General features: G+C 69.5%; 19 protein-coding genes. 13 read left to right on the top strand and 6 right to left on the bottom strand.

Annotated elements, in window-relative coordinates:
* Positions 1-19 precede the first annotated feature (19 nt).
* A complete protein-coding gene (locus AC1D29_RS00645) occupies positions 20-1,993 on the top strand; it encodes a M3 family metallopeptidase (protein ID WP_477893732.1) in 1,974 nt (657 codons plus the stop codon).
* A gap of 10 nt (positions 1,994-2,003) precedes the next feature.
* Here AC1D29_RS00645 and AC1D29_RS00640 read toward each other — a convergent pair whose 3' ends face one another.
* From AC1D29_RS00640 to argH, 3 genes are all read right to left on the bottom strand, one after another.
* Positions 2,004-2,480: a hemerythrin domain-containing protein gene (locus AC1D29_RS00640; RefSeq protein WP_477893730.1), complete on the bottom strand. Its 477-nt coding sequence runs from the start codon at positions 2,478-2,480 to the stop codon at positions 2,004-2,006.
* A gap of 68 nt (positions 2,481-2,548) precedes the next feature.
* Positions 2,549-3,520 (bottom strand): hypothetical protein, encoded by a 972-nt coding sequence (locus tag AC1D29_RS00635; RefSeq protein ID WP_477893728.1) that lies wholly within the window; start codon positions 3,518-3,520, stop codon positions 2,549-2,551.
* A gap of 37 nt (positions 3,521-3,557) precedes the next feature.
* On the bottom strand, positions 3,558-4,955 hold the full coding sequence (gene argH / locus AC1D29_RS00630) for an argininosuccinate lyase (RefSeq protein ID WP_477893726.1): 1,398 nt from the start codon (positions 4,953-4,955) through the stop codon (positions 3,558-3,560).
* 88 nt (positions 4,956-5,043) lie between these two features.
* On the opposite strand from argH, the gene AC1D29_RS00625 reads away from it, so the two are divergent.
* The 6 genes from AC1D29_RS00625 to AC1D29_RS00600 all read left to right on the top strand — a co-directional run bounded on the left by AC1D29_RS00625 (position 5,044) and on the right by AC1D29_RS00600 (position 10,623).
* A complete protein-coding gene (locus tag AC1D29_RS00625) occupies positions 5,044-6,153 on the top strand; it encodes a sensor histidine kinase (RefSeq protein WP_477893724.1) in 1,110 nt (369 codons plus the stop codon).
* Positions 6,150-6,974, top strand: a complete 825-nt coding sequence (locus AC1D29_RS00620; RefSeq protein WP_477893722.1) for a LytR/AlgR family response regulator transcription factor — start codon at positions 6,150-6,152, stop codon at positions 6,972-6,974. The genes AC1D29_RS00625 and AC1D29_RS00620 overlap by 4 nt, the downstream gene beginning before the upstream one ends.
* The gene (locus tag AC1D29_RS00615) at positions 6,974-7,918 is read left to right on the top strand and encodes a hypothetical protein (RefSeq protein WP_477893720.1); all 945 of its coding nucleotides are present in this window, start codon (positions 6,974-6,976) and stop codon (positions 7,916-7,918) included. The genes AC1D29_RS00620 and AC1D29_RS00615 overlap by 1 nt, the downstream gene beginning before the upstream one ends.
* On the top strand, positions 7,915-9,069 hold the full coding sequence (locus tag AC1D29_RS00610) for a hypothetical protein (protein WP_477893719.1): 1,155 nt from the start codon (positions 7,915-7,917) through the stop codon (positions 9,067-9,069). Before AC1D29_RS00615 ends, AC1D29_RS00610 begins: the two co-directional genes overlap by 4 nt.
* Before the next feature lie 23 nt (positions 9,070-9,092).
* Positions 9,093-9,323 carry a hypothetical protein gene (locus tag AC1D29_RS00605; RefSeq protein ID WP_477893717.1) on the top strand — a complete coding sequence of 77 codons (231 nt, stop codon included), beginning with the start codon at positions 9,093-9,095 and terminating at the stop codon, positions 9,321-9,323.
* A gap of 91 nt (positions 9,324-9,414) precedes the next feature.
* Positions 9,415-10,623, top strand: coding sequence for a hypothetical protein (locus AC1D29_RS00600; protein ID WP_477893715.1), 1,209 nt, complete (start codon positions 9,415-9,417; stop codon positions 10,621-10,623).
* A gap of 2 nt (positions 10,624-10,625) precedes the next feature.
* On the opposite strand, the gene AC1D29_RS00595 is transcribed toward AC1D29_RS00600, so the two are convergent.
* A complete protein-coding gene (locus AC1D29_RS00595; RefSeq protein ID WP_477893713.1) occupies positions 10,626-11,423 on the bottom strand; it encodes an alpha/beta fold hydrolase in 798 nt (265 codons plus the stop codon).
* Between the two features lie 301 nt (positions 11,424-11,724).
* Between AC1D29_RS00595 and AC1D29_RS00590 the strand changes: the two genes are divergently transcribed.
* Positions 11,725-12,804, top strand: a complete 1,080-nt coding sequence (locus tag AC1D29_RS00590; protein ID WP_477893711.1) for an outer membrane lipoprotein — start codon at positions 11,725-11,727, stop codon at positions 12,802-12,804.
* A gap of 12 nt (positions 12,805-12,816) precedes the next feature.
* Here the strand turns inward: AC1D29_RS00590 and ppc are convergent, their stop codons facing one another.
* Both ppc and AC1D29_RS00580 read right to left on the bottom strand, forming a co-directional pair.
* Positions 12,817-15,606 (bottom strand): phosphoenolpyruvate carboxylase, encoded by a 2,790-nt coding sequence (ppc, locus tag AC1D29_RS00585; protein ID WP_477893709.1) that lies wholly within the window; start codon positions 15,604-15,606, stop codon positions 12,817-12,819.
* 88 nt (positions 15,607-15,694) lie between these two features.
* Entirely contained in the window at positions 15,695-16,900 is a 1,206-nt protein-coding gene (locus tag AC1D29_RS00580) for a cytochrome-c peroxidase (RefSeq protein WP_477893707.1), read from the bottom strand.
* A 103-nt stretch (positions 16,901-17,003) separates the two neighbouring features.
* On the opposite strand from AC1D29_RS00580, the gene AC1D29_RS00575 reads away from it, so the two are divergent.
* The 5 genes from AC1D29_RS00575 (at position 17,004) to AC1D29_RS00555 (ending at position 25,207) form a co-directional block, all read left to right on the top strand.
* Positions 17,004-18,488 (top strand): ATP-binding protein, encoded by a 1,485-nt coding sequence (locus AC1D29_RS00575; RefSeq protein WP_477893705.1) that lies wholly within the window; start codon positions 17,004-17,006, stop codon positions 18,486-18,488.
* Entirely contained in the window at positions 18,485-19,177 is a 693-nt protein-coding gene (locus AC1D29_RS00570; protein ID WP_477893703.1) for a response regulator, read from the top strand. The genes AC1D29_RS00575 and AC1D29_RS00570 overlap by 4 nt, the downstream gene beginning before the upstream one ends.
* Before the next feature lie 567 nt (positions 19,178-19,744).
* Positions 19,745-22,783 (top strand): TonB-dependent receptor, encoded by a 3,039-nt coding sequence (locus AC1D29_RS00565; RefSeq protein WP_477893701.1) that lies wholly within the window; start codon positions 19,745-19,747, stop codon positions 22,781-22,783.
* A gap of 166 nt (positions 22,784-22,949) precedes the next feature.
* Positions 22,950-24,503, top strand: coding sequence for a tryptophan halogenase family protein (locus tag AC1D29_RS00560; RefSeq protein ID WP_477893699.1), 1,554 nt, complete (start codon positions 22,950-22,952; stop codon positions 24,501-24,503).
* A gap of 8 nt (positions 24,504-24,511) precedes the next feature.
* A complete protein-coding gene (locus AC1D29_RS00555; RefSeq protein WP_477893697.1) occupies positions 24,512-25,207 on the top strand; it encodes a SapC family protein in 696 nt (231 codons plus the stop codon).
* Positions 25,208-25,211 lie beyond the last annotated feature (4 nt).

Raw genomic sequence — 25,211 nt, 5'->3', positions numbered from 1 at the left:
CTTCCCACAAGGAGACGCGATGAAACCCGTCCTGACCACCCTGGCCCTGCTGGCGCTGACCGCCGCCACCGCGCATGCGCAACCCAAGCTGCCCGCGCCCAACTTCCCCACCTTCGGCAGCGTGGCCGATGTGCAGACCCGCTGTGACAGCGGCCTCAAGGGCGCCAAGCAGCGCGTGGGCCAGCTCGAGAAGCGCAAGGTCGACGCCGGCTGGCTGGCGGCCTATGACGATCTGGTGGTCTTCCTCGAGGACAACCAGGGACCCAACGACTTCGTGCTGAACGTGCACCCGGACAAGGCCGTGCGCGACGCCGCGCAGGCCTGCTCGCTGCGCTGGGCCGACTTCGGCTCCAGCCTGGGCCAGAACGAGAAGCTCTACCGCGCGCTGCAGAAGGCACCGAAGGCCGACGGCATCGATGCCGAGTTCGCGCGCCTGGCCTCGGGGCAGTTCGAGGACAGCGGCGTGGCACTGCCCAAGGCCAAGCGTGAGCGCGCCAAGCAGATCCTGGACAAGCTGACCGAGCTGGACCAGCAGTTCAACAAGACCATCCGCGACGCCGGCACCCGCGTGGCCTTCACCGAGGCAGAACTGAAGGGCGTGCCCGCCAGCGTGTGGGAAAAGGCCAAGCGCGACGACCAGGGCCGCATCCTGCTGGGCGTGGACTACCCCAGCTATGTGCCCGTCATGCGCAGCGCCGAGAGCGGCGAGGCGCGCGAGCGCATGTGGCGGGCCAAGACCAACGAGGGCGGCCAGGGCAACCTCGACCTGCTGGCGCAGATCGTCACGCTGCGCGGCGAGTACGCCAAGCTGTTCGGCTTCGACAACTACGTCGACTTCAACCTGCGCCGCCAGATGGCCAAGGACGGCGCGACGGCCACGCGCTTCCTCGACTCCGTGACGGGTGCCGTCAATGCGCGCGAGAACACCGAGCTGCAGGAGCTGCGCGCCGACAAGGCCAAGCACCTGGGCACGCCGCCGGAGCAGACCAAGGTCGAGCGCTGGGACGCGACCTTCTACAGCGAGCGCGTCAAGCTGCAGAAGTTCAGCGTCGACCAGAACGCCTTCCGGCCGTACTTTCCGCCGCAGGCCAGCCTGGAGTTCTCGATGCGCATCATCGAGAAGCTGATGGGCGTGAAGTACCAGCGCATAGACAACAAGCTGTGGCATGACGAGGCGCAGACCTATGTCGTCAGCGACGCGGCCACCGGCAAGCCCATCGCGCAGATGTACGTGGACCTGTACCCGCGCGACGGCAAGTACAACCACGCCGCGGTGTGGCCGCTGCGCGGCAGCGCCACGCGCATTGGCCGCACGCCGGTCGCTTCGCTGGTCGTCAACTTCGACCGCAACGGCTTGACGCTGGACGAGGTCGAGACGCTCCTGCACGAGCTGGGCCACGCGGTGCACGTGAATCTGTCCAACACCCGCTACGCGGCCACGTCGGGCACCAGCGTCATGCACGACTTCGTCGAGGCGCCGTCGCAGATGCTGGAGGACTGGGTCTACGACAAGAAGGTGCTGAAGCTCTTGCAGGAGGTCTGCCCCACCTGCAAGCCCGTGCCGGACGCGATGGTCGACCAGGCCCAGGCCGCCAAGCACTACGGCAAGGGCGGGCTGTTCGGCCGCCAGCACCTGTACGCCAGCTACGACATCACGCTGCACCGCAGCGCCAAGCCCGAGCCCATGCCGCTGTGGGCCAAGATGGAAGGCGCAACGCCGCTGGGCCATGTGCAGGGCACGATGTTCCCGGCCGGGTTTGCGCACATTGCCGGCAGCTATGGCGCGGGCTACTACGGCTACCTGTGGAGCCTGGTCGTCGCAATGGACCTGCGCACAGCGTTCGCGGCTGACAAGCTCGGCCCTGATGTGGGCAAGCGCTACCGCGACCAGGTGCTGGGCCAGGGTGCGCAGAAGCCCGCACCCGAGCTGGTCAAGGACTTCCTGGGGCGCGACAGCAACTCGCAGGCCTTCTTCGACTACCTGAAGAAGTAAGTTGCCGAGGTCAGCCGCAGCTGCTTGAACCGCAGCTGTGGCCGGCGGCAGCTTCGGGGGCGGCCTCGCGGCACTCACCCGTCACCGGGTCGAAGCCGCGCTGTTCCATCGTGAAGACCAGCGCGGCGTCCATCATCTCGGCATGCTGCGGAAACCAGCCCGCCAGCTCCGTGCGCAGGATGTTCAGCGGCTCGCGGTCGTTCAGTTCGTTGGCGTAGCGCAGCGCCTCGCGCATCACCTTCAGCACCATCGCGTGCTGGCTGGCATGGCAGTTCTGCGGCTCGAAGCCGCAGCGCGCCATCCAGTCCTCCTCCATCGCAAAGTGGGCCTCGGTGTGGGCCAGCAGCGCCTGGTAGGCGGGCAGCGCGTCGCCGCCGCCGTCCAGCGCGGTGCCGAAGGCATTCAGCAGCTCGACGAATTCCTGGTGGGTGGTGTCCAGCGTCGGTTGGTTCAGGACCAGCTTGTCGGTCCAGGCGAGCGTGTTCATGCGTGAAATGGTAGGGAACAGTTGCAGTGTTCGTCTTGAGGCAGCACAAGCCGTCTGCCTCAGCCGGCTCAATCCTGCGGCTTGTAACTGAAGATTTGCTCCGTTTCGTCGACCTGCCGCATGGTGCGCGGGTTGCCGGACTCGATGCTGGACATCACGACTGTCTTGACCAGCTTGTAGCGGTGAGGGATCAGCGTGCCGGTCTCGGTGACGAGTTCCAGCCTTGTCTCGTAGTTCAGAGACCGTAGCTTGAGCGCGTCTTGGAGCGTGCCATCGGGCATCAGCCGTTCTGAGAAGTCCTCCACCGCTTTTCGCGCCTCCGCCTCGTCCGGGGTGGTGGTGGACTGCAGCTCCACGCATTCATAAATCCTGCCTTGTCTTTCGCACGGCAGCGTGCGTGCCAGCGTGAAACGCGTACGCTGCGTGAGCGGTGCATTGACCACCGGCATCACAGCCTGGGTTGTGAGCACATAGTCCACCCCGATGTCGAAGACCTGTTCGGCGCCAGCCCACGACCCGGCCATCCTGTTCCACTCAGCCCCGACCAGATTCTTCAGCACCGCTTCGTTCAGCATGGTCTCAAGCGTGGGCTTGAGCCGCGCCTGCATGGCGGCCTCAGGCAGCAGCGTGGCGAAAGCCGATCGCATCGCCGATTGAAACCCATCCAGGTCGTCGACCGAAACAAAGTCACCGTCGCGCGACACCACAAAACTCGGCAACGCCGCTTTTGTCGCTACGTCCATGAATGCGCGTAGCTCTGCCGGCATGGCGACGAGTTGCTGAGGATCCAACCGTACGTCGCTGAAGGACAGCAGATGCCGATCACCCTGGCGTCGCGACCGCATCACGTACTGGGAGCTCATGCCGCTTTTCACGGCGGCCTGCCCGTCGATCTGCTTGGATCGCGTCTTCTGTGCCTGTACCTGCGCGACGAGGATGTCCGGCCACGCGAAGCGCAAACGAGCGCTTTCTTGCGCGTCAATGGTGCCTGCGACTGTGGTGCCTAGCAGGCACACGACCCAAGCAACGGGATATTTCATGGATCCTGGACGAGGTGTGCAGTCAACGCTATGCAGCTCATGCCAGACGCGCGCGGTGGCGCGCGATCTGCGCGCGCACCTGGGCCGGTGCCGTGCCGCCCAGCACGTTGCGCGCGTTCAGCGAGCCTTCCAGCGACAGCACGTCGAACACATCGGCCTCGACGCGCGCGTCGAAGGCCTTCAGCTCGACCAGCGACAGCGCGGCCAGGTCCACACCCTTGGCCGTCGCGGTCTTCACCGCATGTGCGACGACCTCGTGGGCGTCGCGGAAGGGCAGGCCCTTCTTGACCAGGTAGTCGGCCAGGTCGGTGGCCGTCGCGTGGCCCTTCAGCGCCGCGGCGCGCATCGCTTCGGGCTTCACGGTCAGGCCGGCGAGCATGTCGGCAAAGATGCGCAGCGTGTCCTTCAAGGTGTCGACCGTGTCGAACAAGGGTTCCTTGTCCTCCTGGTTGTCCTTGTTGTAGGCCAGCGGCTGCCCCTTCATCAGCGTGACCAGTCCGACAAGATGGCCTACCACGCGGCCGGTCTTGCCGCGCGCCAGCTCGGGCACGTCGGGGTTTTTCTTCTGCGGCATGATTGACGAGCCCGTGCAGAAGGCATCCGGCAGCGCGATGAAGCCGAAGTTCTGGCTCATCCACAGGATCAGTTCCTCGGACAGCCGCGAGATGTGCAGCATGACCAGCGTGGCGGCGGCACTGAACTCGATGGCGAAATCGCGGTCGCTGACCGCGTCCAGGCTGTTCTGGCTGCACGCCTCCATGCCCAGCGTCGCGGCGACCCGCTCGCGGTCCAGTGGGTAGCTGGTGCCGGCCAGCGCCGCGGCGCCCAGCGGCAGGCGGTTCACGCGCTTGCGGGTGTCGAGCATGCGTTCCGCGTCGCGCGCGAACATCTCCACGTAGGCCAGCAGGTGGTGGCCGAAGCTGACCGGCTGGGCCACCTGCAGGTGGGTGAAGCCGGGCAGGATGACGTCGGCATGCTCGCTGGCCTTCTCGACCATGACGCGCTGCAGGCCGTTCAGCAGGCCGCTGATCTCGTCGATCTCGCCGCGCAGCCACAGGCGCACGTCGGTGGCGACCTGGTCGTTGCGGCTGCGGCCGGTGTGCAGCCGCTTGCCGGCGATGCCCACGCGCTCGGTCAGGCGGGCTTCGATGTTCAGGTGCACGTCTTCCAGGTCCAGCTTCCACTCGAACTGGCCGGCCTCGATCTCGGCGGCGATCTCGTTCAGGCCGCGCTGGATGGCGGCGTGGTCTTCCGCGGACAGGATGCCTTGGGCCGCCAGCATCTCCGCATGTGCCAGGCTACCGCGGATGTCGGCCCGCCACAGGCGCTGGTCGAAGCCCACGCTGGCGGTGTAGCGCTTGACCAAGTCGCTCATGGGCTCGGAAAACAGCGCGGACCAGGCTTGGGATTTGTTGGCGAGTTGGTTGTCTGACATGGGGCTGGCGTGAATTTCAGCGCGCAAAATGCGCCGCAACCCGGGATTATCGAACGCCAGGAATCCACCCGCTTCTCAAGCCACGCACATGCTCTTCTTCAAGCGCCGCGCCCAGCCCAGTCACAGCGTCTGGCACGAGTCCATGCAGCTGAGCCAGTGGCTGGGTTTTGCGCCCAATGAGCTGCCGGAGCTGCCCGAGCTGAACTCGGCTCCGCTGCTGGATCCCACGCGTGCCTTTGACGTCTGCCATGTGGGCCTGGTGCTGCGTGCCGTGCTGGGCGTGCAGCTGCTGCTGGCGCTGGGCTCGGCCATCGTCGCCAAGGACGTCGGCCAGTGGCTGACGCTGACGGCCAACGGCACGGTGGTGACGATGTTCGCCGTGCTGTCCTGGCTGCTCATCGTCTGTGCCGCCAAGCGGCTGTGGCCGCGCCTGCCCGAGCCCGCGCAATGGCTGGCGCTGATGGCGCTGGGCGCCCTCGGTGCGCTGCTGGGCTTCGGCCTGTTGAGCCTGACCAGTGAGGAACCCGCCAGTGCGTGGCGCATCGCCAGCATCGCTGCTGCTGGCGCCAGCGGTGCGGCGCTGCTGCTGGCCTGGCTCAAGCTGCGCGAGCACACCCAGCGGCCGGCCGATGCGCTGGCGCAGCTCGTGGAGCTGCAATCGCGCATCCGCCCGCACTTCCTGTTCAACACGCTGAACAGCGCCATTGCGCTGGTGCAGGTGGACCCGGCGCGCGCCGAGAGCGTGCTGGAGGACCTGGCCGAACTCTTTCGCGTCGCGCTGGCCGATGCCAGCGCCTCCGTCACGCTGACCGAGGAGGTCGAGCTGGCGCGTCGCTACCTTGCCATCGAGCAGATCCGCTTCGGCAAACGCTTGCGCGTCGTCTGGCACCTGGACCCCGAGGCCAACGCCGCGCGCGTGCCGCCGCTGCTGCTGCAGCCGCTGGTGGAGAACGCCGTGCGCCACGGCGTCGAGCCCAACGACGAGGGCGGCGAGCTGGAGGTCACGACGATGCGGCGCGGCGCCGAGGTCGAGATCCGCATCGTCAACAGCGTTGGCGCGCCGGCCCGCACGGTGGGCCATGGCCTGGCGCTGCGCAACGTGCGCCAGCGCCTGAAGCTGATGCACGACGTCGCCGCGCGCTTCGAGCTGGAATCCACCGAGCAGCGCTTCGCCTTGCGTATCCTGGTGCCGCTATGAGCGTTCTACGCATCCTCCTCGTCGACGACGAACCCCTGGCCCGGCTGCGCCTGCGCGGCCTGGTCGACGCCATCCAGGAGCCGCGCTGCGAGGTCGTCGCCGAGGCGGCCACTGCGTCCCAGGCCACCAGCTGGCTGCGCGAGCATGGTTGCGACATCCTGCTGCTGGACGTGCAGATGCCCGGCGCCGACGGCCTGCAATTCGCCGACGCACTGGCCCAACGCCAGGTGGACCAGCCCGGCCTGCCCGCGCCGCTGATCATCTTCGTCACGGCCCACGCAATGCACGCGTTGCGCGCCTTCGAGCTGGACGCGCTGGACTACCTGACCAAGCCCGTGCGCCGGGAACGCCTGCAGGCCGCGCTGGCCCGCGCCGCGCAGCGCCTGTCCGACCGCGCCGCCGTGCAGGCCGCCCAGCCCGCCGAGGTGCCGGCCGCGCCCGATCACGCCGACTTCATCACGCTGACCGACCGCGGCCGCCTGCTGCGCGTACCCATCGCCGAAGTGCTGTATTTCAAGGCCGAGCTGAAGTACCTGACGCTGCGCACGGCCAGCGAGACCCATGTGATGGACGGCGCGCTGTCGGAGCTGGAGCAGCGCCTGGGCGAGCGCTTCCTGCGCGTGCACCGCAACGCGCTGGTGGCCCGCTGGGCCGTGCGCGAGCTGGAGCGGCATGCGCCCACCCAGTTCGGCGATCTTGATGGCGACGCCGAGACCAGCGACAGCTGGGCCGTGCGCGTCGTCCACGTGGACGAATGGCTGGCCGTGTCGCGGCGCCAGGTGGCAGCGGTACGGGAGGCGTTGGCGGGGCAGGGGCGGTGATGTTCGCGCTGCGCCTGCTGCTGGCCTGCGCGCTGTGGGACGCGGCAGGCAGCCAGGCGCAGACGGCCGCGTATTGCGCCCGCCAGGCCGGTGAGTCGCCGGCCCTGTTCGGCGCGGCTCCCGAGGTCGTGACCCAGTTGCAGCGCCGGCGCGACCCGCGGGCGCTGGCCCTGGCGGACCATCTGCTGGCGCAGTCCGCCGAGGCGGACCGCCATGCCGCCCGCGAGCGTCTGCAAGAGCGCGCCCGCGCGTCCACCGACCCCATGCTGACGGTGCTGGCACTGCACACCCCATGCCTGCAGCCCGGCTGCCGCAACATCGAAGGCTCGCAGTGGTCGCGACTGGAGCCGGCCAACCTGCTGGCGTGGCTGGCGTTGCCGACCCGATCGGGCGGCGACGGCCGCTATCTGCTGGAGCAGATCGCCACCCAGGCGCGCTACTCGCGCAGCTATCGGCAGGAGGCCGCGGCGTTGTTGAACGGCCTGGCGTCCGCGCCGGTCGGCTTCGAGCTGGCCCAGCCCTGGGCGCTGGCCAATCTCGGCACGCTGGCCGGCGTCTGCCATCGCCGCACGACCGAGGTGGACGTGGCCCAGCACTGCGAGACCGTGGCCCGCCTGCTGTGGGCGGACGGCGAGGCGACCGAGCGCCTGGCCGCGCTGATCCTGGCTCAGCACGCGCTGGCGCTGCTGCCGGCGCGCCGCGAGGCCTGGGAGCCGCGCCTGCGCGAGCTGGAGGCGGTGACACGCTGGCTGGGCCATGACCGCACGCCGTCCCAGCCGGCGACGAGGGCCGCCTTCTGCGCGGCCGTGGCACCCGTACGCGCCGGCGAGCGCTCGTCCATGGGCGAATGGGAACGGGCTGCCATCGTGCTGTCCGTGGCCGGCCTGTCGATGCGCGATCTCGCGCCGCGTTCGCGTGGCGACGCGATGAGGCCGCCTCGTTGAGGCATGTCTGGCGCTGGGGCCTGATTGGCCTGCTGCTGGTGGCGGCGTGCGCGGGTGGGCTGCTGCGCTGGCAGGCTGAAAGGCAGCCGGCCGAGCCGGCGCTGGCGTCGCCTGCACCGTTCAGCCAGGCTCAAATGGCGTCAAACGTGGCAGGCAGCCCGGCGGCGAGCCGGCCGCCCTCCTCGCAGCTCGCTGCCGGGCCTTCCCAGCCTGCGGCGGTGGCCTCCCAGGCCCAGTCGCCCGAGGACGTCGCGCAGTTCTGCGGGCAGGGGCAGGTGACCCAGGCGGAGTTCGACAAGCGCGATGACGCGCTGCGCAACAAGGTGGCCGGCTGGGTGCAGGCGCTGGAGCAGCGATTAGGCGTCGCGCGCAGTCGCCTCGCCGCCCGCCTGGCGGCCGGCACGGACCGCCAGCAGGTGGCCGCCCGTCTGATGATGGGCGATGCCGATGGCGCCGCCCACATCGCCCAGCGATCTACCGATGCCACGGCCTACCGCCTGGCGCTGCTGGGCTGCCGGCGTTGGGAGGGTGACCACGTGCCAGGTTGCCGGGACCTGACGTTGGGGACCTGGGCCCGGCTGGACCCGCAGGATGCGCGGCCGTGGATCGATCTGCTGGCCGAAGCGCAGAAGCGGCGCGATGAGGCCGCGATGTCGCGAGCCGCGGACGAGGCCTTGCAGCGTCGGCTGCACGGCTCCAGCAGCCCCTTGCTGGAAGCGGTCTTCAGTGCAGGCAGCGGTGTTGACGATGCCGAGGGCCTGGGTCTGCTGGCGGTAGAGGTCATCGGCCAGGATGCCGCGCTGCCCAAGGGGGAGGCCTTGGCTCTGCTCAAGTTCTGCAGCCCGGAGGGCGTCAAGGACGCGGCCCGCCGCGACCGTTGTCAGCGCCTGGCGCGTTGGCAACTGGCACAGGCCGACGACCTGACGGACGCCGAGGTCGGCCTGGCCATCGCCGACCACGTCGGGCTGCCAGCCGAGCAGCGGCCCTTCACGCGTGAGCAGCTGAAACGCGGGCAGGCGGCCTTGGTGGAGGAGTCCACGCGTCTGGCGGGCTACGACTGCGCCAGCCTGCGTCGCATCTCAGCCTGGACCGCGCGGCGCGTGCAGGTGGGCGAGCTGAAGATGGCCCTGCAGGGCGCTGGCGAACGCTGAGGCGCGGCACGTATGCTGTGCCCATGACCATGCCGTTACGTCGCCGTCGCGTGTTCCTGCTGGTGTTGCTGGTCGCCGTGGTGGCGGGGCTCGCCCTGTGGCGCATCGTGTCGCGCGGCGGCGTGGCCGCCGCCAAACCTGGCCGGCCTCTCATTGCCTCGGCGCCGGCGGGCGCGGCGGTACCGGCGCGGTTGAGCAGGCCGCCGGCACCCGCTTGCTGCCCTCCCAACGGCTTGTTTATGCTGACCCCATGATCAGTTGGCCGTGCCCTGACGGGCCTGCCGTCACGGAGGACGTTGCGTGAAACGAAGGTGGCGCTGGGCCGTCGGCGGTCTGCTGGGTTTGATGGTGCTGGCCGGGCTGGTGGCAAGGCAGGAACGCCTGCGGACGTCGCTCGCGGCAGCAGCGGCCGCATCTGCGCCGGCTTCCGTCGCTGGCTCAGCGGCCCAGGCCGTGACCGCTGGCAACACAGGCGACGCGACGCCGGTTGCCGATGCCGCGCCGGCGGCGCTGCGGTCGGCTGCCGCGAGCGGCACGGCAGCATCGGGCGCCGTCGATGTTTGCGGGTATGGGCGCGTGAGCCGGCAGGAACTGGAACTGACCGAGGGCGGCGCACCGCCGGCCTGGGCTCAGGCGCTGGACGAGCGCTGGACTGTGGAGAAGGCTGGTCTGATCAAGCGCCTTGGCGCGGGCACCGAGCGCCAGCGTGTGGCGGCGGCGGTGCTGGATGACGATGTCCCGACCGCCGCGCGGCTGGCGATGTCGACCACGGACCCGGCGGCTTACCAGATGGCGCTGCGGGCGTGCCGCCATGAAGCCGCGTACCGCGCGGGTTATGCGGCCCAGCAGACCTGGCTGAAGTCGCCGGCAGCCAGCGGCGTGAAGTTCTCGGGCATGAGGCCACCCGGGCCGGTGTCTACCCACTGCGCGGCGCTGACCATCGAGCGCTGGGAGCTGCTGGACCCAGGCAATGCGTCGCCGTGGATCATGCGCTTGCACGACGGCCTGGCGAGCGGAGACCAGAGCGCTGTCACGCAGGCGCTGTATCAGGTCGCGCAGCGGTCACGGGTTGACGCCAACCTCAGAGTGTTGAGCGCGACGTTGGCAGAGGTCGTGGGCGTGGAACCCACGCCAGGCGAGTTTCAAGCGCTGTCCATGGCGGCCGGGCACGACATGACGACGCTGACCGACGTGTCCATTGCCGGCATCGGCAGCGCCTGCCGTGCCGATGCCTTGCGCGACGCCAACCGGCGCCAACTGTGCGAACAGGTGGTGCGCCGCATGCCGGGCTTGGTCAGCGAACTCATCGATGCCCGCATCCTTCACTCATTGGAGGAGCGTCTGCGCATGCCTCACAGCCCCGTTGCCATGACTCGCGAGGAGCTCGAACGCGTGATGAAGGGCACTGTGGAAGACAGCATGCGCTGGATCACCGAGCCCAGCTGCGCGGCGTTCAGCGAGGGTGGCAAGCGGTTCGTCGCGCTGGCACGCCAGGGCGAGTTGGCCCATGTGCTCGCCAAGCGGGCGGGTGCCGCGGCGTCGTCGCCGCGCTGAGGTCAGGCCACCGGCAGCTGCTGAACCTGCCGGGTCAGGTGGCCGAGGATCAGCGCATTGACCCGCGCGGCGTCGCCGATGGGTGCCATGTGACCCGCCCCTTCCAGCCAGGCCAGCCGGGCCGTCGGCAGCCGCGTGGACAGGCTGTGTGCCACGCGGCGCGCACTGGCTCGCGTGGCGCTGCCGCAGATCAGCTGCACGGGCATGCGCAACACGTCCAGCAGGCTGTCGCTCCACTGCGCGGCGAACAGCGCTTCGAAGTGACGGCGCACGGTGGGCATGGCGTCGGCCAGGCGAGCATGCTGGGCGTCGTCCAGGTCGGGCCAGACGTCGCGGTTCTGCCAGTAGGCGCAGAAGCCCCGCGCGGCGCTCAGCGCGTCGCCGCGGTCCAGCGCCGCGCCCAGGTTGGCGGCGACATCGCTGATCTCCTGCCATTCCGGTTCGTCGGGGCCCAGCGACGGCAGCACGCCGAAGGCAACCGGCTCATACAGCGTCAGCGACCGCACGCGGCCGGGCTGCTGCAGCGCGATCTGCAGCGCGACCGCGCCGCCGTAGCTGTGGCCGACGAGGTGGAAGCCGCGATCCGCTGCGAAAGGCAGGCCGGCGAGCACGCCGTTCGCTTCGACGGCCAGTTGGCTGGGCATGAGCTCGGGCCAGCCAGGGCGTGCGCCGTGGCCGAAGAGGTCGGGCGTGTGCCACCGCCAGGCGTCGCCAGCGTCGGCGACGAGGCGGCGCCATTGCTTGCCGCTGGCGGCGCTGGAATGCAGGCAGACGACGGGTGTGGCGTGGGTGTCGGACATGTGAATCTCCAGAGGGATTGCCGACCATCCTCCGAGGCCTGCGTTTCAACGGGACTGCAGCCGGCGCCGTCTTTGTTTCAATCGTTGCGGGCTGGGCTGCGTCGTCGCGGGCCGCATCATTGAGCGCTGCGCTCGTCGTGGGCCGCGCCCGACGGGGAAGATTCACGCAGCCACGCGAACAGGTGGGGCGGGCGGCATCATTTCTGTAGGCCGGCACCTACCCCAAGCCCCGCCGCGGGCCGATATCTGGCCGCTGGCGGGCGCGCCTACGCTGGACGCTCTTAACAATCAGGAGCGCCGCATGAAGCACTCGATGCAATTCTCGGCAACCGCACTGGCCTGCGCGCTGGTCGCCGGCTCGCCGTTCTGGGCTGAACCGGCCGAAGCGCAACAACGCAGCAGCCGCACCGCCGTGGCACCGCTGCGCGTGACGGGTTTCGACGTCGACCAGGTCGACCGGGTGGAACCGGGCACGGAGCTGAACTTCACCGTCTGGGGCACGGCCGGCGCGGCGGTGCTGCTGCAGATCGACGGTGGCCGGCGCACGGTGCGGCTGGATGAGACGACGCCGGGCCGCTACCAGGGCAGCTACATCATCGGCCGCTCGGATCGCATCGGGCCGGAGTCGCGCGTGCATGCCAACCTGCGCCGCGACAACCGCGTGGCCACGGCGCTGCTGGGTGAAGCGCTGCAGGCCGGCTGGCCCGTGCCGGGCGAGGCGGCCCTGGTGCCGGAGATCCAGTCGGTCAGCGTCGCGCGCGAGCCCGGCCGCGGGCGGGCCGAGGCGCTGCGCTACACGCTGCGCGGCACGCCGGGAGGCCAGGCCTCGGTGCAGCTGCAAGGCAGCCAGGCCGGCAATGTCGTGCTGGAAGAGGTGCGCCCGGGCGAATACGTGGGCACCTATGTGCTGCCGCAAGGCGCCTGGGTGGACACGCAGCAGCCGCTGGTGGCCCAGCTGCGCCACGGCAACCGCAGCGCGCGCAGCAGCGTGGCCAACGCTTACGACGGCGTGGACTTCCGCGCGCGGCGCGCCGAGGCGGTCTGCGGCGACTGCGCCACCGTGCAGGCGGTCAACCAGGTCACGGTCGACGGTGACGGTCGGGTGCTGGGCACCGTGGCGGGCGGTGTGCTCGGCGCGGTGGTGGGCAGCCAGTTCGGCAAGGGCGACGGCCGCACGGCCGCCGGCGTGGCCGGCGCGGTGGGCGGTGCGCTGCTGGGCCGCGAGATCCAGAAGCGCCAGAACCAGCGCACGCAGTACGAGGTGGTCGTGCGCATGACCGACGGCCAGCAGCGCACGGTCATCTACGCCGACCCGCCGAACTTCCGAGTCGGCGAAACGGTACGGGTGGTCGGCGAGACGCTGGAGCCGTACCGCCGTTGATCGAAGCCGCGGTCAGCCTGTGTTGCGCAGGCCCGCCGCGATGCCGTTGATGGACAGGTGGATGCCGCGCTGCACGCGTTCCATCGCCGGGTCGTCGGCCGAGATGCGGCGGTAGCGGCGCATCAGCTCGACCTGCAGGTGGTTGAGCGGGTCGATGTAGGGGAAGCGGTGCTCGATGGAGCGCGCCAGCGACGGGTTGGCCGCCAGGCGCTTGTCGTCGCCGGTGATGAGGCTGAGCGCCGCCTGCGTGCGCTCGAACTCGGCCTGGATGGCCGCGAAGATGCGCTTGCCCAGCTTCTTGTCCTCGACCAGTTCGACGTAGCGCTCGGCCAGCGCGAGGTCGGCCTTGGCCAGCACCATGTCCAGGTTGGACAGCACGGCGCGGAAGAACGGCCAGCCCTTGAGCATGCGCTTGAGCAGCGCGAGGTTCTTGGTGCGCTGCGCCGGTTCCTCGCCGAGGAAGGCCTCGACGCCCGAACCGAAACCGCACCAGCCCGGCAGCGCCACGCGCGCCTGGCCCCACGAGAAGCCCCACGGGATGGCGCGCAGGTCTTCGATCGCGCGGGTGGCCTTGCGGGAGGCCGGGCGCGAGCCGATGTTCAGTTCAGCGATCTCGCGGATGGGCGTGGACGCGAAGAAGTAGTCGGCAAAGCCGGGCGTGTCGTAGACCAGGCCGCGGTAGGCCGCGAAGCTCGCGTCCGACAGCGCCTGCGCCGCCTGCAGGAAGCCCTTGGGCGCGCTCTGCGTCGGGTGCAGCAGCGTGGCCTCCAGCGTGGCCGCCACCAGCGTCTCCAGGTTGCGCCGGCCGATCTCCGGGTGGGCGTACTTGGAGGCGATGACCTCGCCCTGCTCGGTCAGCCGGATCTGGCCGTTCACGGTGCCCGGGGGCTGGGCCAGGATGGCCTGGTAGCTGGGGCCGCCGCCGCGGCCGACCGTGCCGCCGCGGCCGTGGAACAGGCGCAGCGTGATGGGGCCGACGCGCTTCAACTCGTCGAACAGCTCGACCAGCGCGATTTCGGCGCGGTACAGCTCCCAGGACGACGTGAACATGCCGCCGTCCTTGTTGCTGTCCGAGTAGCCCAGCATGATGTCCTGCTCGCCGCCGCTGCGGTCGATGAGGCCGCGCACGCCGGGCAGCACGTAGAACTCGCGCATGATGTCCGGCGCGATGCGCAGGTCGCCGATGGTCTCGAACAGCGGCACGATGATGAGGTCGCTGATGGCGTATTCGGCCAGCACGCCGCGCAGCAGGCCGGTCTCCTTCAGCAGCAGCGCGACCTCCAGCAGGTCCGACACCGACTCGGTGTGGCTGATGATGTAGTGGCGCAGCGCCTCGCGGCCGAAGCGGGCCAGCGCCTCGCGGGCGGCCTCGAAGGTGGCCAGCTCGAACAGCGTCTTGTCGGTGTAGCTCGCGCCGATGACGCGCAGCGGACGGGCGTCGTTCAGCAGCTTGAGCAGCAGCTCGCGCTTGGCCGCCTCGTCCAGCGCCGAGTAGTCGGACTCGATGCGCGCGACGGTCAGCAGCTCGGCCAGCACCAGCTCGTGCTGGTCGCTGCTCTGGCGCAGGTCCAGCGTGGCGAGGTGGAAGCCGAACACCTGCACCGCGCGGATCAGCGGCGCCAGGCGCGGCGCGATCAGTGCCTCGGCGTGGTGGGTCTTCAGCGAGGCCTCGAGGGTGCGCAGGTCGGTCAGCAGCTCGTCGGGTGCCTTGTACGGGTCTTGCGGCGCGACCGCGTGGCGCAGCGCCTCGGTGCCGGTCAGCGCCTGCAGCGTGGCCGCCAGGCGGGCGTACATGCCGGTGAGGGCCCGGCGGTAGGGCTCGTCCATGCGGTGCGCGTTCTGGTCCGGGCTGCGCTCGGCCAGCGCCTGCATCTGCGGCGACACGCCGGTCAGGCGCAGCGAGATGGACAACTCCGCGCCCAGCTCGTGCAGCTCGGTCAGGTAGTGGCGCAGCGCGACCTCGGCTTGGCGCTTCATCGCCTGGCGCAGCGTGGCGGCGCCGACGTTGGGGTTGCCGTCACGGTCGCCGCCAATCCAGTGACCCATGCGCAGGAAGCTGGGCAGGGCCGCGCCGGGCAGGTGCTCCTCCAGCTCGGCGTAGAGCTTGGGGATCTGGCGCAGGAAGGTCGACTGGTAGTAGGAGAGGGCGTTCTCGATCTCGTCGCCCACCGTCAGCTTGGAGTAGCGCAGCATGCGCGTCTGCCACAGCTGGGTGATGCGGGCGCGCAGCAGGCCTTCGGTGTCGCGCAGCTCGCGCTCCGTGCCCGCACGGTCGCGCGCTTCCAGCAGGCCGGCGACGGCGCGCTCGGCGTCCAGGATGCTCTTGCGCTGCACCTCGGTCGGGTGGGCGGTCAGCACCGGCGAGATGAAGCCGCGCTGCAGCACCTCGGCGATCTCGGTCGGTCGGATGCCGGCCTCGTGCAGATGCTCCAGGCAGTAGGCCAGCGAGCCGGGCTGCAGGCTGCCGGCGCGCTCGTGTACGTCGCGGCGGCGGATGTGGTGGCGGTCCTCGGCGATGTTGGCGAGGTGGCTGAAGTAGCTGAACGCGCGGATGACGCTGACGGCCTGCTCGCCCGACAGGCTCTTCAGCAGCTTGTCGAAGCGCTTGCCGGCTTCCTTGTCGTGCTTGTGCCGGTAGGCCACCGACAGCTGACGGATGCGCTCGACCAGCTCGTAGGCCTCGCGGCCCTCCTGCTCGCGGATGACGTCGCCGAGGATGCGGCCGAGCAGCCGGATGTCGGCGACCAGCGGCTCGTTCTTGTCGGCTTCGGGGCGGCGGGCAGAGGCGGCTCGTGAGGGCATGGCGGGTCGTCCGGGGAAGGGGTGCTGCAAAAAGGTAACGGAGTTACCGAAAACTTACTCTAGCAGTTTCTTCCGCGGATTGGGCCCCTCAGTTGGCCGCCGGCGCCGTCGTGAAGCCGTCACTCAGCGTGTTCAGGAAGGCGACGACATCGGCGACGTCCTGAGGCGACAGCGCCGGTGGCTGGCCCGGGCGGCGGAAAGGCGCGCCCTGCTGCACATTGGCGCGGTAGACGGCGGGCAGATCGTTGTAGAGCTGGGCCTGGCCGGATACGACGGGGTACCAGCGCGCGGGGTCGAGGTCGCGTGTGGCGTAGAAGGCCACGGCGTCTTCGAGCGTGGCGAAGCTCGCGTTGTGAAAGTACGGCGCGGTCAGCGCCACGTTGCGCAGCGACGGCGTGCGGAACAGGCCGCACAGGTCGGCGCGGCCGGCGAGGTCGCTGCGGGCACACAGACCCAGGTCGAAAAAGGCCGGGTCGCGTGTCGCCTGGCTGGCGTTGCGCGGCACGCCCAGCGCGTGATAGCTGAAGTTGGTGAACAGCGCGCGGACCTGGCCAGGCGCCGGGCGGCTGTCGTGGCAGCTGGCGCAATTGCCGCGCTGCGGGTCGTTGAAGAGGTTGAGGCCGCGCTGCTCCTGCGCGGTGAACGTCGCGCGGCCGTCCTGCACCGCGTCGAACTTGCTTGTGAAGGGATGGAACTTCGCGTCGTCGGCCTGGTAGCGCGCCAGGGCGGTGACGGCGGCGTCCACCCATTGCTCATCGGTCGCCGACCCGGGCAGGCTGGCAGCGGTGCGCAGGTCGGCGGCGTAGGGCAGGGCGCGCAGCCGGGTGGCCAGCGCGGCGACATCGGCGTTGGCCATCTCGTTGGCGTTGAACAGCGGCCCGCGTGCCTGCTCGGCGCGGCTGTTGGCGCGGCCGTCCCAGAACAGGCCGCCGTGCGGCCGGCCTTGGGCGTCGAACGCGAAGGCGCCGGCTGCGTCGAGGTAGCGGGTGCTGGGCGAACTGCGCAGGCCCTGGCGCGTGCCGTCGACGCCGCCCAGCGGCAGGAACACACCCGGCGCATCGGCATGGGCGCGTGCCTCGGCATGGCAGCTCGCGCAGGCCAGCTTGCCACTCGCGGACAAGGCCGTGTCATCGAACAGCCGGTCGCCGACTTCGGCCAGCGTGGGGGCGGGCACCGGGGCTGCAGCGGGCGCCGACATCGCGACGGCGCCCGTGGCGGTCACGGTGCCGCCACCACCACCGCAGGCGGCCAGCAGACCCAGCAGCAGCAGGGCGGCGGGGTGTCGAATGGGCATGCCGGTCTCCTCGTTGTGATGCCCTGAGGATGGCGAGCCAGCGTGGGGCCAGCATGGAGAAACTGTGGAGGCCGCCTCCACAGTTGCCCGGCAAGATGCGCGCATGCGTCTCGTGCACCAGCTCTCCCTGCTCCTCATCGCCACCGCGCTCGCGGCCGTGGCCGCCGTCGCCGGCCTCGTCGTCTGGAACCTGCGCGCCGGCTTTTCTGACTATCTGCAGGCCCAGGACGGCGAGCACCTGTCGCGGCTGATGGAGGCGGCCGAGCGCGACCTGGCCCAGCGCGGTGGCGTGCCGCAGGACTGGCGGCCGGTGCTGCGCACCTGGCTGGAGGCGTCGCGCGTTGCGGCGGGGCGCGGTGCGCCGCCCGAAGGTCCGCCGGGCGGGCCGCCGGACGAACCACCGCCACCGGAGCGCGCCGGCCCGCAAGGCCGCCCGCCGCCGCCGGAGGCGCGGCGCGACCCGCCACCGCCGCGGCGGGACCCATCCAACTTCGGCCCGCGCATCGTCGTGCTGGCGGCCGACGGCGTCACGCCACTGGCCGGCCGGCGCGAGACGCTGGACCGCCCCGGCCAGACCCGCGCTGTGAAGGTCGATGGCCAGACGGTCGTCGTGCTGCGGCTGGCCGAACGCGCCGGGCCGGCCGAGGGTGTGGACGCGAGCTTCCTGCGCCGGCAGTACCTGGGCCTGGCGGGCGTGGCCGCCGGCGTGCTGGTCGTCGCGCTGCTGCTCGCGTGGCTGGTGGCGCAGCGCTGGGCGCGCCCGCTGGCCGAGGCCCAGGCGGCGGCGCGGCGCATCGCGGCCGGCGAGTTCGACGTGCGTCTGCCCGCGCCGCGGGCCGGGGGCGCCAGCGAGATCACCGGCCTGCATGGCGACATCAACGGCATGGCCGAGGCGCTGTCGCGGCTGGAGACCAGCCGGCAGCGCTGGATCGCCGAGCTGTCGCACGAACTGCGCACGCCGCTGGCCGTGCTGCGCGGCGAGGTCGAGGCGCTGGTGGACGGCATCCGGCCGCTGGACCGCGCGGCGCTGGCCTCGCTGCAGGAAGAGGTCAAGCGGCTGTCGCGCCTGGTCGAGGACTTCCATCTGCTGGCCACGTCGGAGCTGCGCTCGCTGCCCTGCGAGTTCGAGGCCGTCGCGCCGGCGGCGCTGGTGCAGGCGGCGGTGGAGCGTGTCGCGCCGCGGGCCAGGACGCTCGGCCTGGTCATCGAGGCGCCGCTGCCCCAGGTGCTGCCGGCCGCGCGCTGGGACGGCCAGCGCGTCTCGCAGCTGCTGGCCAACCTGCTGGAGAACTGCCTGCGCTACACGCAGGCGCCGGGCCTGGTGCAGGTGACGGCGCGCGCGCTCGGCGCGGGCATAGAGATCCGGCTGGAGGACACGCCGCCGGGCGTGGCCGAAGGCGACCTGGAGCGCCTGTTCGACCCGCTCTACCGCGTCGACCCGTCGCGCAGCCGCGCCTTCGGCGGCGCGGGCCTGGGCCTGGCCATCGCGCGTGCCATCGCCCAAGCCCACGGCGGCCGGCTGCGCGCCGAGGCCTCGTCGCTGGGCGGGCTGGCGATGGTGCTGACGCTGCCGTTGAGGCCCGCATGAGTGCGGAACTCATCCTCGTCGTCGAAGACGAACCCAAGCTCGCGGCCCTGGTGCGCGACTACCTGCACGCGGCTGGCTTTCGCAGCGAATGGCTGGCCGACGGCCGGCAGGCGCTGGAGCGGCTGAAGACCGGGCCCATGCCGGCCGCCGTGTTGCTGGACGTCATGCTGCCCGGCCTGGACGGGCTGGAGGTCTGCCGCGCGGTGCGGGCCTTCAGCGATGTGCCCATCCTCATCAACAGCGCCCGCGTCGAGGAGTTGGACCGGCTGCTGGGCCTGGAGCTCGGCGCGGACGACTATGTCTGCAAGCCCTTCAGCCCACGCGAGCTGGTGGCGCGCGTGAAGGCGCTGCTGCGGCGCGCCCAAGGGCGGCTGGCGCCGGTGACGCTGGTGCCCGTGGCCGGCGGCTTTGCCGTCGACGAGGCCGGCCAGCGCATCCTGTGGCGGGAGCAGGCGCTGGCGCTGACGCCGGTCGAGTTCCGGCTCTTGCGCCAGCTGCTGCAGCACCCGGGCCGGGTGTTCGAGCGGGCCCAACTGCTGGACCTGATCCACGAGGACTTCCGCGACGTGTCGGACCGCGTCGTCGACAGCCACGTGAAGAACATCCGCCGCAAGCTCGCGGCGCTGGAGCCTGCACAGGAATGCATCGCCTCGGTGTATGGCGTGGGCTACCGGCTGGACCTGGGGTGAGTTGCAGGTCCGGGCGTGGCCGGCGCCCAACACCGCGCGGGTCGCTGACACAGGACAAACCCTAGCGGGCCGCGTGGCGTCGCCCAACCCGCAAGCGGGCCGGGCCTGCACGGCAACGGGAGGTCAGCAGGCCTCCCTGCGAGGGCAAAGCCTGTCCCTGAAACATGGCCGGCATGGCCGTTTTGAGGTCAATGCCGGGAAAACGCGACTGCCACCGCAATTGAACCCAACCACGGATTCGTATATCGTAGACAACGTTGTCTATTTTGAGTCCTGAGCGCAGATCGCTCTTGGCAAGTGGGCCATTGAGACCGCTACCAAGGTGCGTGCCCAGGTTGTTCGCAAGGGCTGGATTGACAGCGCAGTTCACGTCGTGGCGGCCACCTTGGCGGCTGTTGCGGATTGGCCGAACAGCTCGAACAACTCGCGTAAACCCCAGGAGAACATGGGGCAGCAAAAAAATACAGTACACCGAATCGCTGGTAGCGCTATCAGAAATGATGGTCCAGGCAACGCAGGTCGTCATCAATCGGCTCACCAGAGCCGGCAAATAAAGTAAGGAGACAAATGAAACACCCCCAGATTTCCAAGATGCGGCGAGAGTCCCAGCGGGCGAGCCGGCTGAAGCCGGTCGCGTGGGCGTCGGTCGCGCTGCTGACGGGCGCCGCGGCGGCGCAGGCTCAACAGCCTGCGCCGGCCGGTTCGCCGCAAGCGCTCGAGACCGTGGTCATCACGGGCATTCGCAAGTCTCTTGACAGCGCTGTCACCCTGAAGCGCGAATCGCGCGGCCTGGTCGACGGCATCGTGGCCGAAGACATCGGCAAGTTCCCGGACACCAACCTGGCCGAGTCGATGCAGCGCATTGCCGGCGTGTCCATCGACCGCTCGGCGAGCGGCGAGGGCTCCAAGGTCACCGTGCGCGGTGTCGGCCCTGACTTCAACATGGTGCTGCTGAATGGCCGCCAGATGCCCACCGCCCTGATCGGCTGGGAAGGTGCCGGCGCCAATGGTTCGCGTGCATTCGACTTCGCCAACCTGTCGTCGGACTCGATCTCCGCACTGGAGGTCTACAAGACGGCGCGTGCCGAATCGCCCACCGGCGGCATCGGCGCCACCATCAACGTCAAAACAGCCCGCCCGCTGGATGTGCGTGAGCGCATTGCCAGCATCGGCGTGAAGGCCAACTACGACGCCTCCGTCGGCCGCCTGCCCGAGCCGCTGCGAGGCGACAAGGCGACGCCGGAAATTTCCGGCATCTACAGCGACACCTTCGCCGACCGCACCATCGGCATCTCGATCAGCGGCAGCTACTCCAAGCGCGATTCGGGCTCCAACAAGGCCTACACGCAGAACGGCTGGGGCACCAACGACCCGGCGGTCAAGTCGGTCAGCCCTGCGGGCAACATCGTCAACAACCCCACGGGCCTGTACGCGACCTCCCGCGAACTGCGTTACTCGCTGACGGGCATGGAGCGTGAGCGCCTGAACGGCCAGGCGACGCTGCAGTTCGCGCCGACCAAGGACCTGAAGTTCACCCTTGACCACACGATGGCGGTGAACACGCTCAGTTCGAAGAACGCCGAAATGTCGAGCTGGTTCAACAACTCGTTCTCCGGCGATCTGAAGGCCAATCCGCCCACCAAGTTCACCACCGGTCCCGTCGCCGCGCCCATCGTCCAGACGGCCATCTGGGACGGTACGCACGACCTGGCCCTCAACACCGGCGAGTACGCCCAGAAGTCCAAGCTGAACTCCACCGGCTTCAACGTCGACTGGAAGGTCAGCGACGCGCTGCGCTTTGACTTCGATGCTCACCATTCGCAGGCCAAGACCACGCCGGACAGCCCGTTCGGCACGTACAACGCGATGGACCTGGCGATGTTCAACCAGGGCAACGCGACGGCGTACTACGACCAGAAGTTCCCGATCCTGAGCCTGCCCGGCCAGAAGTTCGACGACACCAAGCTGAACGTGACGGGCACGCAGTTCCGCAACAACCTGACCGACCAGACCGTCGATCAGGCGCAGGCCCGCGGCACCTATCGCCTCGATGCCGACAACAAGCTGCTGGCCGGTCTGGGCTTCACGAAGACCAAGAACCGCTCCGCCAGCTACAACAACCAGAACAACGACTGGAGCGGCGTCGCCCCGTCGCTGGGCCAGTTCGCCGGCATCAGCACGGGCACCTACAGCCTCAGCAGCTTCTTCGGCCGCATCCCGGGCCACGACGACTCGCGCTTGTTCCCGTCCTTCTACATGGCGGACTTCGCCAGCCTGCGTGACCGCGCCGTCAAGGTCAAGATGGCCAACACGCCCGGCATGACGCTGGCGCAGGCCGAGGCCTACTTCGCGGCCGCCCCTGACTACAGCAGGGGTGACGACTGGCGTGCGACGGAGAAGTCCAGCTCGGTTTACGGCCAGTGGGATCACGCCTTCGACACGTCCATCCCGATGAACATCTCGGTGGGCCTGCGCTACGAGAGCACGAAGGTGGAAGCCTCGTCGCAGGTGGTCAACCGTGCGGGCACGACGACCTGGGGTTCGCAGAACGAAATCAACCTGCCCTCGGGCAGCACGACCTTCGGCACCAAGTCCGGCAAGTACTCGTACTGGCTGCCCAGCATCGATTGGGATGCCGACCTGGCTGACAACCTGAAGGTGCGCGCCAGCTATGGCGAGAACATCGGTCGCCCGGGCTGGAACCAGATGCAGGGCGGTCTGAGCCTCGGCGGCACGGCCAACCCGAACGGCGGCGGCAACGGCTCCACCGGCGACCCGGCACTGAAGCCGCTGAAGTCCAGGAACCTGGACCTGTCGGCCGAGTATTACTACGCCAAGTCGAGCTACGCCGCGGTGGGCGTGTTCTACAAGAAGGTCAACAACTTCGTCACGACGTCGACCGTCGACATGACGGTGCCGGGCATCCTCAACCCCGCCAGCGGCACCTACTACACCGCTGCGCTGGCGGCCTGTGGCGGCAACACGCAGCCGCTGTGCATCCGCAACTACATCTTCAACAACTACAACGGCCAGCCCGGCGTGACGGCGACCAGCGCGCTGAACATCGCCGAAGTCACCGGCACCATCACCAGTGCCGTGCCGGGCGCCACGCCGATTCCGTTCAAGGTCAGCACGTTCAAAAACGGTCCTGGCGACACCATCAAGGGCCTGGAGCTGAACTTCCAACACATGTTCAGCAACAGTGGCTTTGGCGTGTCGGGCAACTACACCAAGGTGAAGACGGGCCTGAAGTTCGACAACCTCCGCACGGACCAACAGGCCGCGCTGCTGGGCGTCAGCGACTCCGCCAATCTGGTGGGTTTCTATGAGAACGATGTCTGGTCCGTCCGTGCGGCCTACAACTGGCGCGGCGAGTTCCTGGCGGCGATTGGCGACGGCAACGGCAACAACCCGGTCTACACCGAGCCCTACGGCCAAGTGGATGCGTCCATCGGCTACAAGGTCGGCAAGAACCTGACGTTGCAGCTCGACCTGCTGAACCTGAACGACGGCTACATCCGCCAGCATGGCCGCACCGACGAGATGCTCGTGTCGGCCATCCAGACCGGCCGCCGCTACCTGATCGGTGCCCGCTACCGCTTCTGAGCGATAGGCACCGCCGCCGGTGACCACCCTCGCGGTGCTTGCCGGGCGACCCGTTGGCCGGGGTTGGCATGCGTGCCCGCCCCGGCCAATTTTCTTTGCAGAATTCCAGGCCCGTGCGGCGTGAGCTTCAGCCGCACGGCCATACTTGTCCGCAATGAATTCCGACGTGACGACAGTCGTGCGACGTATCGTGGTGTTGGGCGGTGGCTCGGCCGGCTGGCTGACCGCCGCGACGCTGGCTGCCGAACTCGGCGGCGATGGCCCCGATGCGCTGCAGGTCACGCTGATCGAGTCGCCCGATGTGCCGGCCATCGGCGTGGGCGAGGGCACCTGGCCCACGATGCGCGCCACGCTGCACCGCATCGGCCTCAGCGAGGTCGACCTGGTCCGCGAATGCGACGCCGCCTTCAAGCAAGGCTCACGCTTCGACGGCTGGCTGCATGGCGGTGCCGGCGACCGCTACTACCACCCCTTCACGCTGCCGCACGGCGGGGGAGACGTCGATCTGGCCGGCGCCTGGTTGCAGGGTGAGCGCGAACAGGCGTTTGCCGACAGCGTCGGGCCGCAGCCGCAGCTGTGCGACGCCCATCTCGCACCCAAGCAGACGACGACGCCGGACTTCGGTGGCGTCATGAACTACGGCTACCACTTCGACGCCGTCAAGCTGGGCCACCTGTTGCGCCGCCATGCGACGACGAAGCTGGGCGTGCGCCATGTCGTCGACCATTTCACCGCCGTGCGCTCGCGCGAGAACGGCGATATCGCCGCGCTGGCGACCCGCGAGCACGGCGACCTCGAAGGCGACCTCTTCATCGACTGTTCCGGCCTGGCCAGCCTGCTGCTGGCCCAGCACTACTGCGTGGGCCTGCGCTCGGCGCAGGGCGTGCTCTTCAACGACAGCGCACTGGCCGTGCAGGTGCCCCATGCCGACGCGCGGGCGCCGCTGGCATCGGCCACCATCGCCACGGCGCATGCCGAAGGCTGGACCTGGGACATCGGCCTGCCCACGCGCCGCGGTGTCGGGCTGGTCTATGCCAGCAGCCACACCGACGACGCGGCCGCCGAGCGCGCGCTGCGGGCCCATCTGCAGCGCACCGGCGCACCCGATGCTGACGCCACGCCGCGCCGCATCCGCTTCAGCCCCGGCTACCGCGAGCAGTTCTGGCATCGCAACTGCGTCGCGGTCGGCCTGGCTGCCGGCTTCATCGAGCCGCTGGAGGCGTCGGCGCTGGCGCTGGTCGAGCTGTCGGCGGCGTTCATCCGCGACGACATGCCGGCCACGCGCGCCGACATGGACCTCGTCGCGAAGCGCTTCAACGAGGCCTTTGCCTACCGCTGGTCCCGCATCATCGATTTCCTGAAGCTTCACTACGCATTGAGCCGCCGCGACGATGCCGACTACTGGCGCGACCACCGCAGCGCCGCCACGCAGCCGGAATCGCTGCGCGAGCTGCTGCAGCTCTGGGCGCACCGCGCGCCGTCGCGCCACGATTTCTATCGCGCCGAGGAAGTATTCCCAGCGGCGAGCTACCAATACGTGTTGTACGGCATGCAGTTCAAGCCCCACATGCGGCCCTTGCGCGCCGACAAGCGGGCCACCGCCCAGGCCGGCCTGCGCGACGTCACGACAATCACCCGACGGCTGCTGGGCGGCTTGCCCCGCCATCGCGATCTCATCCAACACATCCGCGACCACGGCACGCCGGCCGCGGCTTCCTGACCGACACCATGCCGCAACTGCTCAACAACATCCAGCACAAGGACCTGCGCGTCATCACCCAGCGCGGCGCGCAATGGGGTGACGACTTCATGTCGGCGCCCGTCACGGTCGACGAGTTCCGCAAGCTGCAGGCCCACTACCCCATCGTCTTCCAGCCCGACGGCAAGGGTGGCTTCGTGCCCTCGGTGCTGTTCGGCCTGCAGGAGGGGCAGAACCTGTTCCTGAACGACCAGGGCTGGGACGCCGACTACCTGCCGCTGTCCGTGCAGCGCCTGCCGTTCTCCATCGGCGTTGCCGACGACGAGCTGCGCATGATGGTCGACATGGACAGCAAGCGCATCAGCCTGGGCGCCGAGGGTGAAGCCGTCTTCCTGCCGCAGGGCGGCACCAGCGATTTCACCGAGCACGCCAACGCCGTGCTGCGCACGCTGCACGAGGGTTTCCAGGCCACGACCGAGTTCATCCAGACGCTGATGGCGCACGACCTGCTGGAGCCTTTCACGCTGGACGTGCAGCGGCCGGACGGTACGCAGGGCCAGCTGGTGGGCTACTACATCGTCCACGAGGAGCGGCTGGCCGCGCTGGATGCCGGCACCGTCAGCCTGCTGCACCAGGCCGACTACCTGATGCCCATCTACATGGCGATCGCGTCGCTGTCCAACTTCACGCCGCTGATCAAACGCCACCTCGCTCGCGGGGGCTGAGCCG

This window comes from Roseateles sp. P1_C6, from assembly GCF_056406315.1.
This window is presented reverse-complemented; position numbering and strand designations above follow the sequence as displayed.

What these genes read in the sequence shown, in the direction of transcription:
- AC1D29_RS00645 (WP_477893732.1), top strand. Translation starts at nt 20, where the DNA reads ATGAAACCCGTCCTGACCACCCTGGCCCTGCTGGCGCTGACCGCCGCC.
- AC1D29_RS00640 (WP_477893730.1), bottom strand. Translation starts at nt 2,480, where the DNA reads ATGAACACGCTCGCCTGGACCGACAAGCTGGTCCTGAACCAACCGACG.
- AC1D29_RS00635 (WP_477893728.1), bottom strand. Translation starts at nt 3,520, where the DNA reads ATGAAATATCCCGTTGCTTGGGTCGTGTGCCTGCTAGGCACCACAGTC.
- argH (WP_477893726.1), bottom strand. Translation starts at nt 4,955, where the DNA reads ATGTCAGACAACCAACTCGCCAACAAATCCCAAGCCTGGTCCGCGCTG.
- AC1D29_RS00625 (WP_477893724.1), top strand. Translation starts at nt 5,044, where the DNA reads ATGCTCTTCTTCAAGCGCCGCGCCCAGCCCAGTCACAGCGTCTGGCAC.
- AC1D29_RS00620 (WP_477893722.1), top strand. Translation starts at nt 6,150, where the DNA reads ATGAGCGTTCTACGCATCCTCCTCGTCGACGACGAACCCCTGGCCCGG.
- AC1D29_RS00615 (WP_477893720.1), top strand. Translation starts at nt 6,974, where the DNA reads ATGTTCGCGCTGCGCCTGCTGCTGGCCTGCGCGCTGTGGGACGCGGCA.
- AC1D29_RS00605 (WP_477893717.1), top strand. Translation starts at nt 9,093, where the DNA reads ATGACCATGCCGTTACGTCGCCGTCGCGTGTTCCTGCTGGTGTTGCTG.
- AC1D29_RS00600 (WP_477893715.1), top strand. Translation starts at nt 9,415, where the DNA reads ATGGTGCTGGCCGGGCTGGTGGCAAGGCAGGAACGCCTGCGGACGTCG.
- AC1D29_RS00595 (WP_477893713.1), bottom strand. Translation starts at nt 11,423, where the DNA reads ATGTCCGACACCCACGCCACACCCGTCGTCTGCCTGCATTCCAGCGCC.
- AC1D29_RS00590 (WP_477893711.1), top strand. Translation starts at nt 11,725, where the DNA reads ATGAAGCACTCGATGCAATTCTCGGCAACCGCACTGGCCTGCGCGCTG.
- ppc (WP_477893709.1), bottom strand. Translation starts at nt 15,606, where the DNA reads ATGCCCTCACGAGCCGCCTCTGCCCGCCGCCCCGAAGCCGACAAGAAC.
- AC1D29_RS00580 (WP_477893707.1), bottom strand. Translation starts at nt 16,900, where the DNA reads ATGCCCATTCGACACCCCGCCGCCCTGCTGCTGCTGGGTCTGCTGGCC.
- AC1D29_RS00575 (WP_477893705.1), top strand. Translation starts at nt 17,004, where the DNA reads ATGCGTCTCGTGCACCAGCTCTCCCTGCTCCTCATCGCCACCGCGCTC.
- AC1D29_RS00570 (WP_477893703.1), top strand. Translation starts at nt 18,485, where the DNA reads ATGAGTGCGGAACTCATCCTCGTCGTCGAAGACGAACCCAAGCTCGCG.
- AC1D29_RS00565 (WP_477893701.1), top strand. Translation starts at nt 19,745, where the DNA reads ATGAAACACCCCCAGATTTCCAAGATGCGGCGAGAGTCCCAGCGGGCG.
- AC1D29_RS00555 (WP_477893697.1), top strand. Translation starts at nt 24,512, where the DNA reads ATGCCGCAACTGCTCAACAACATCCAGCACAAGGACCTGCGCGTCATC.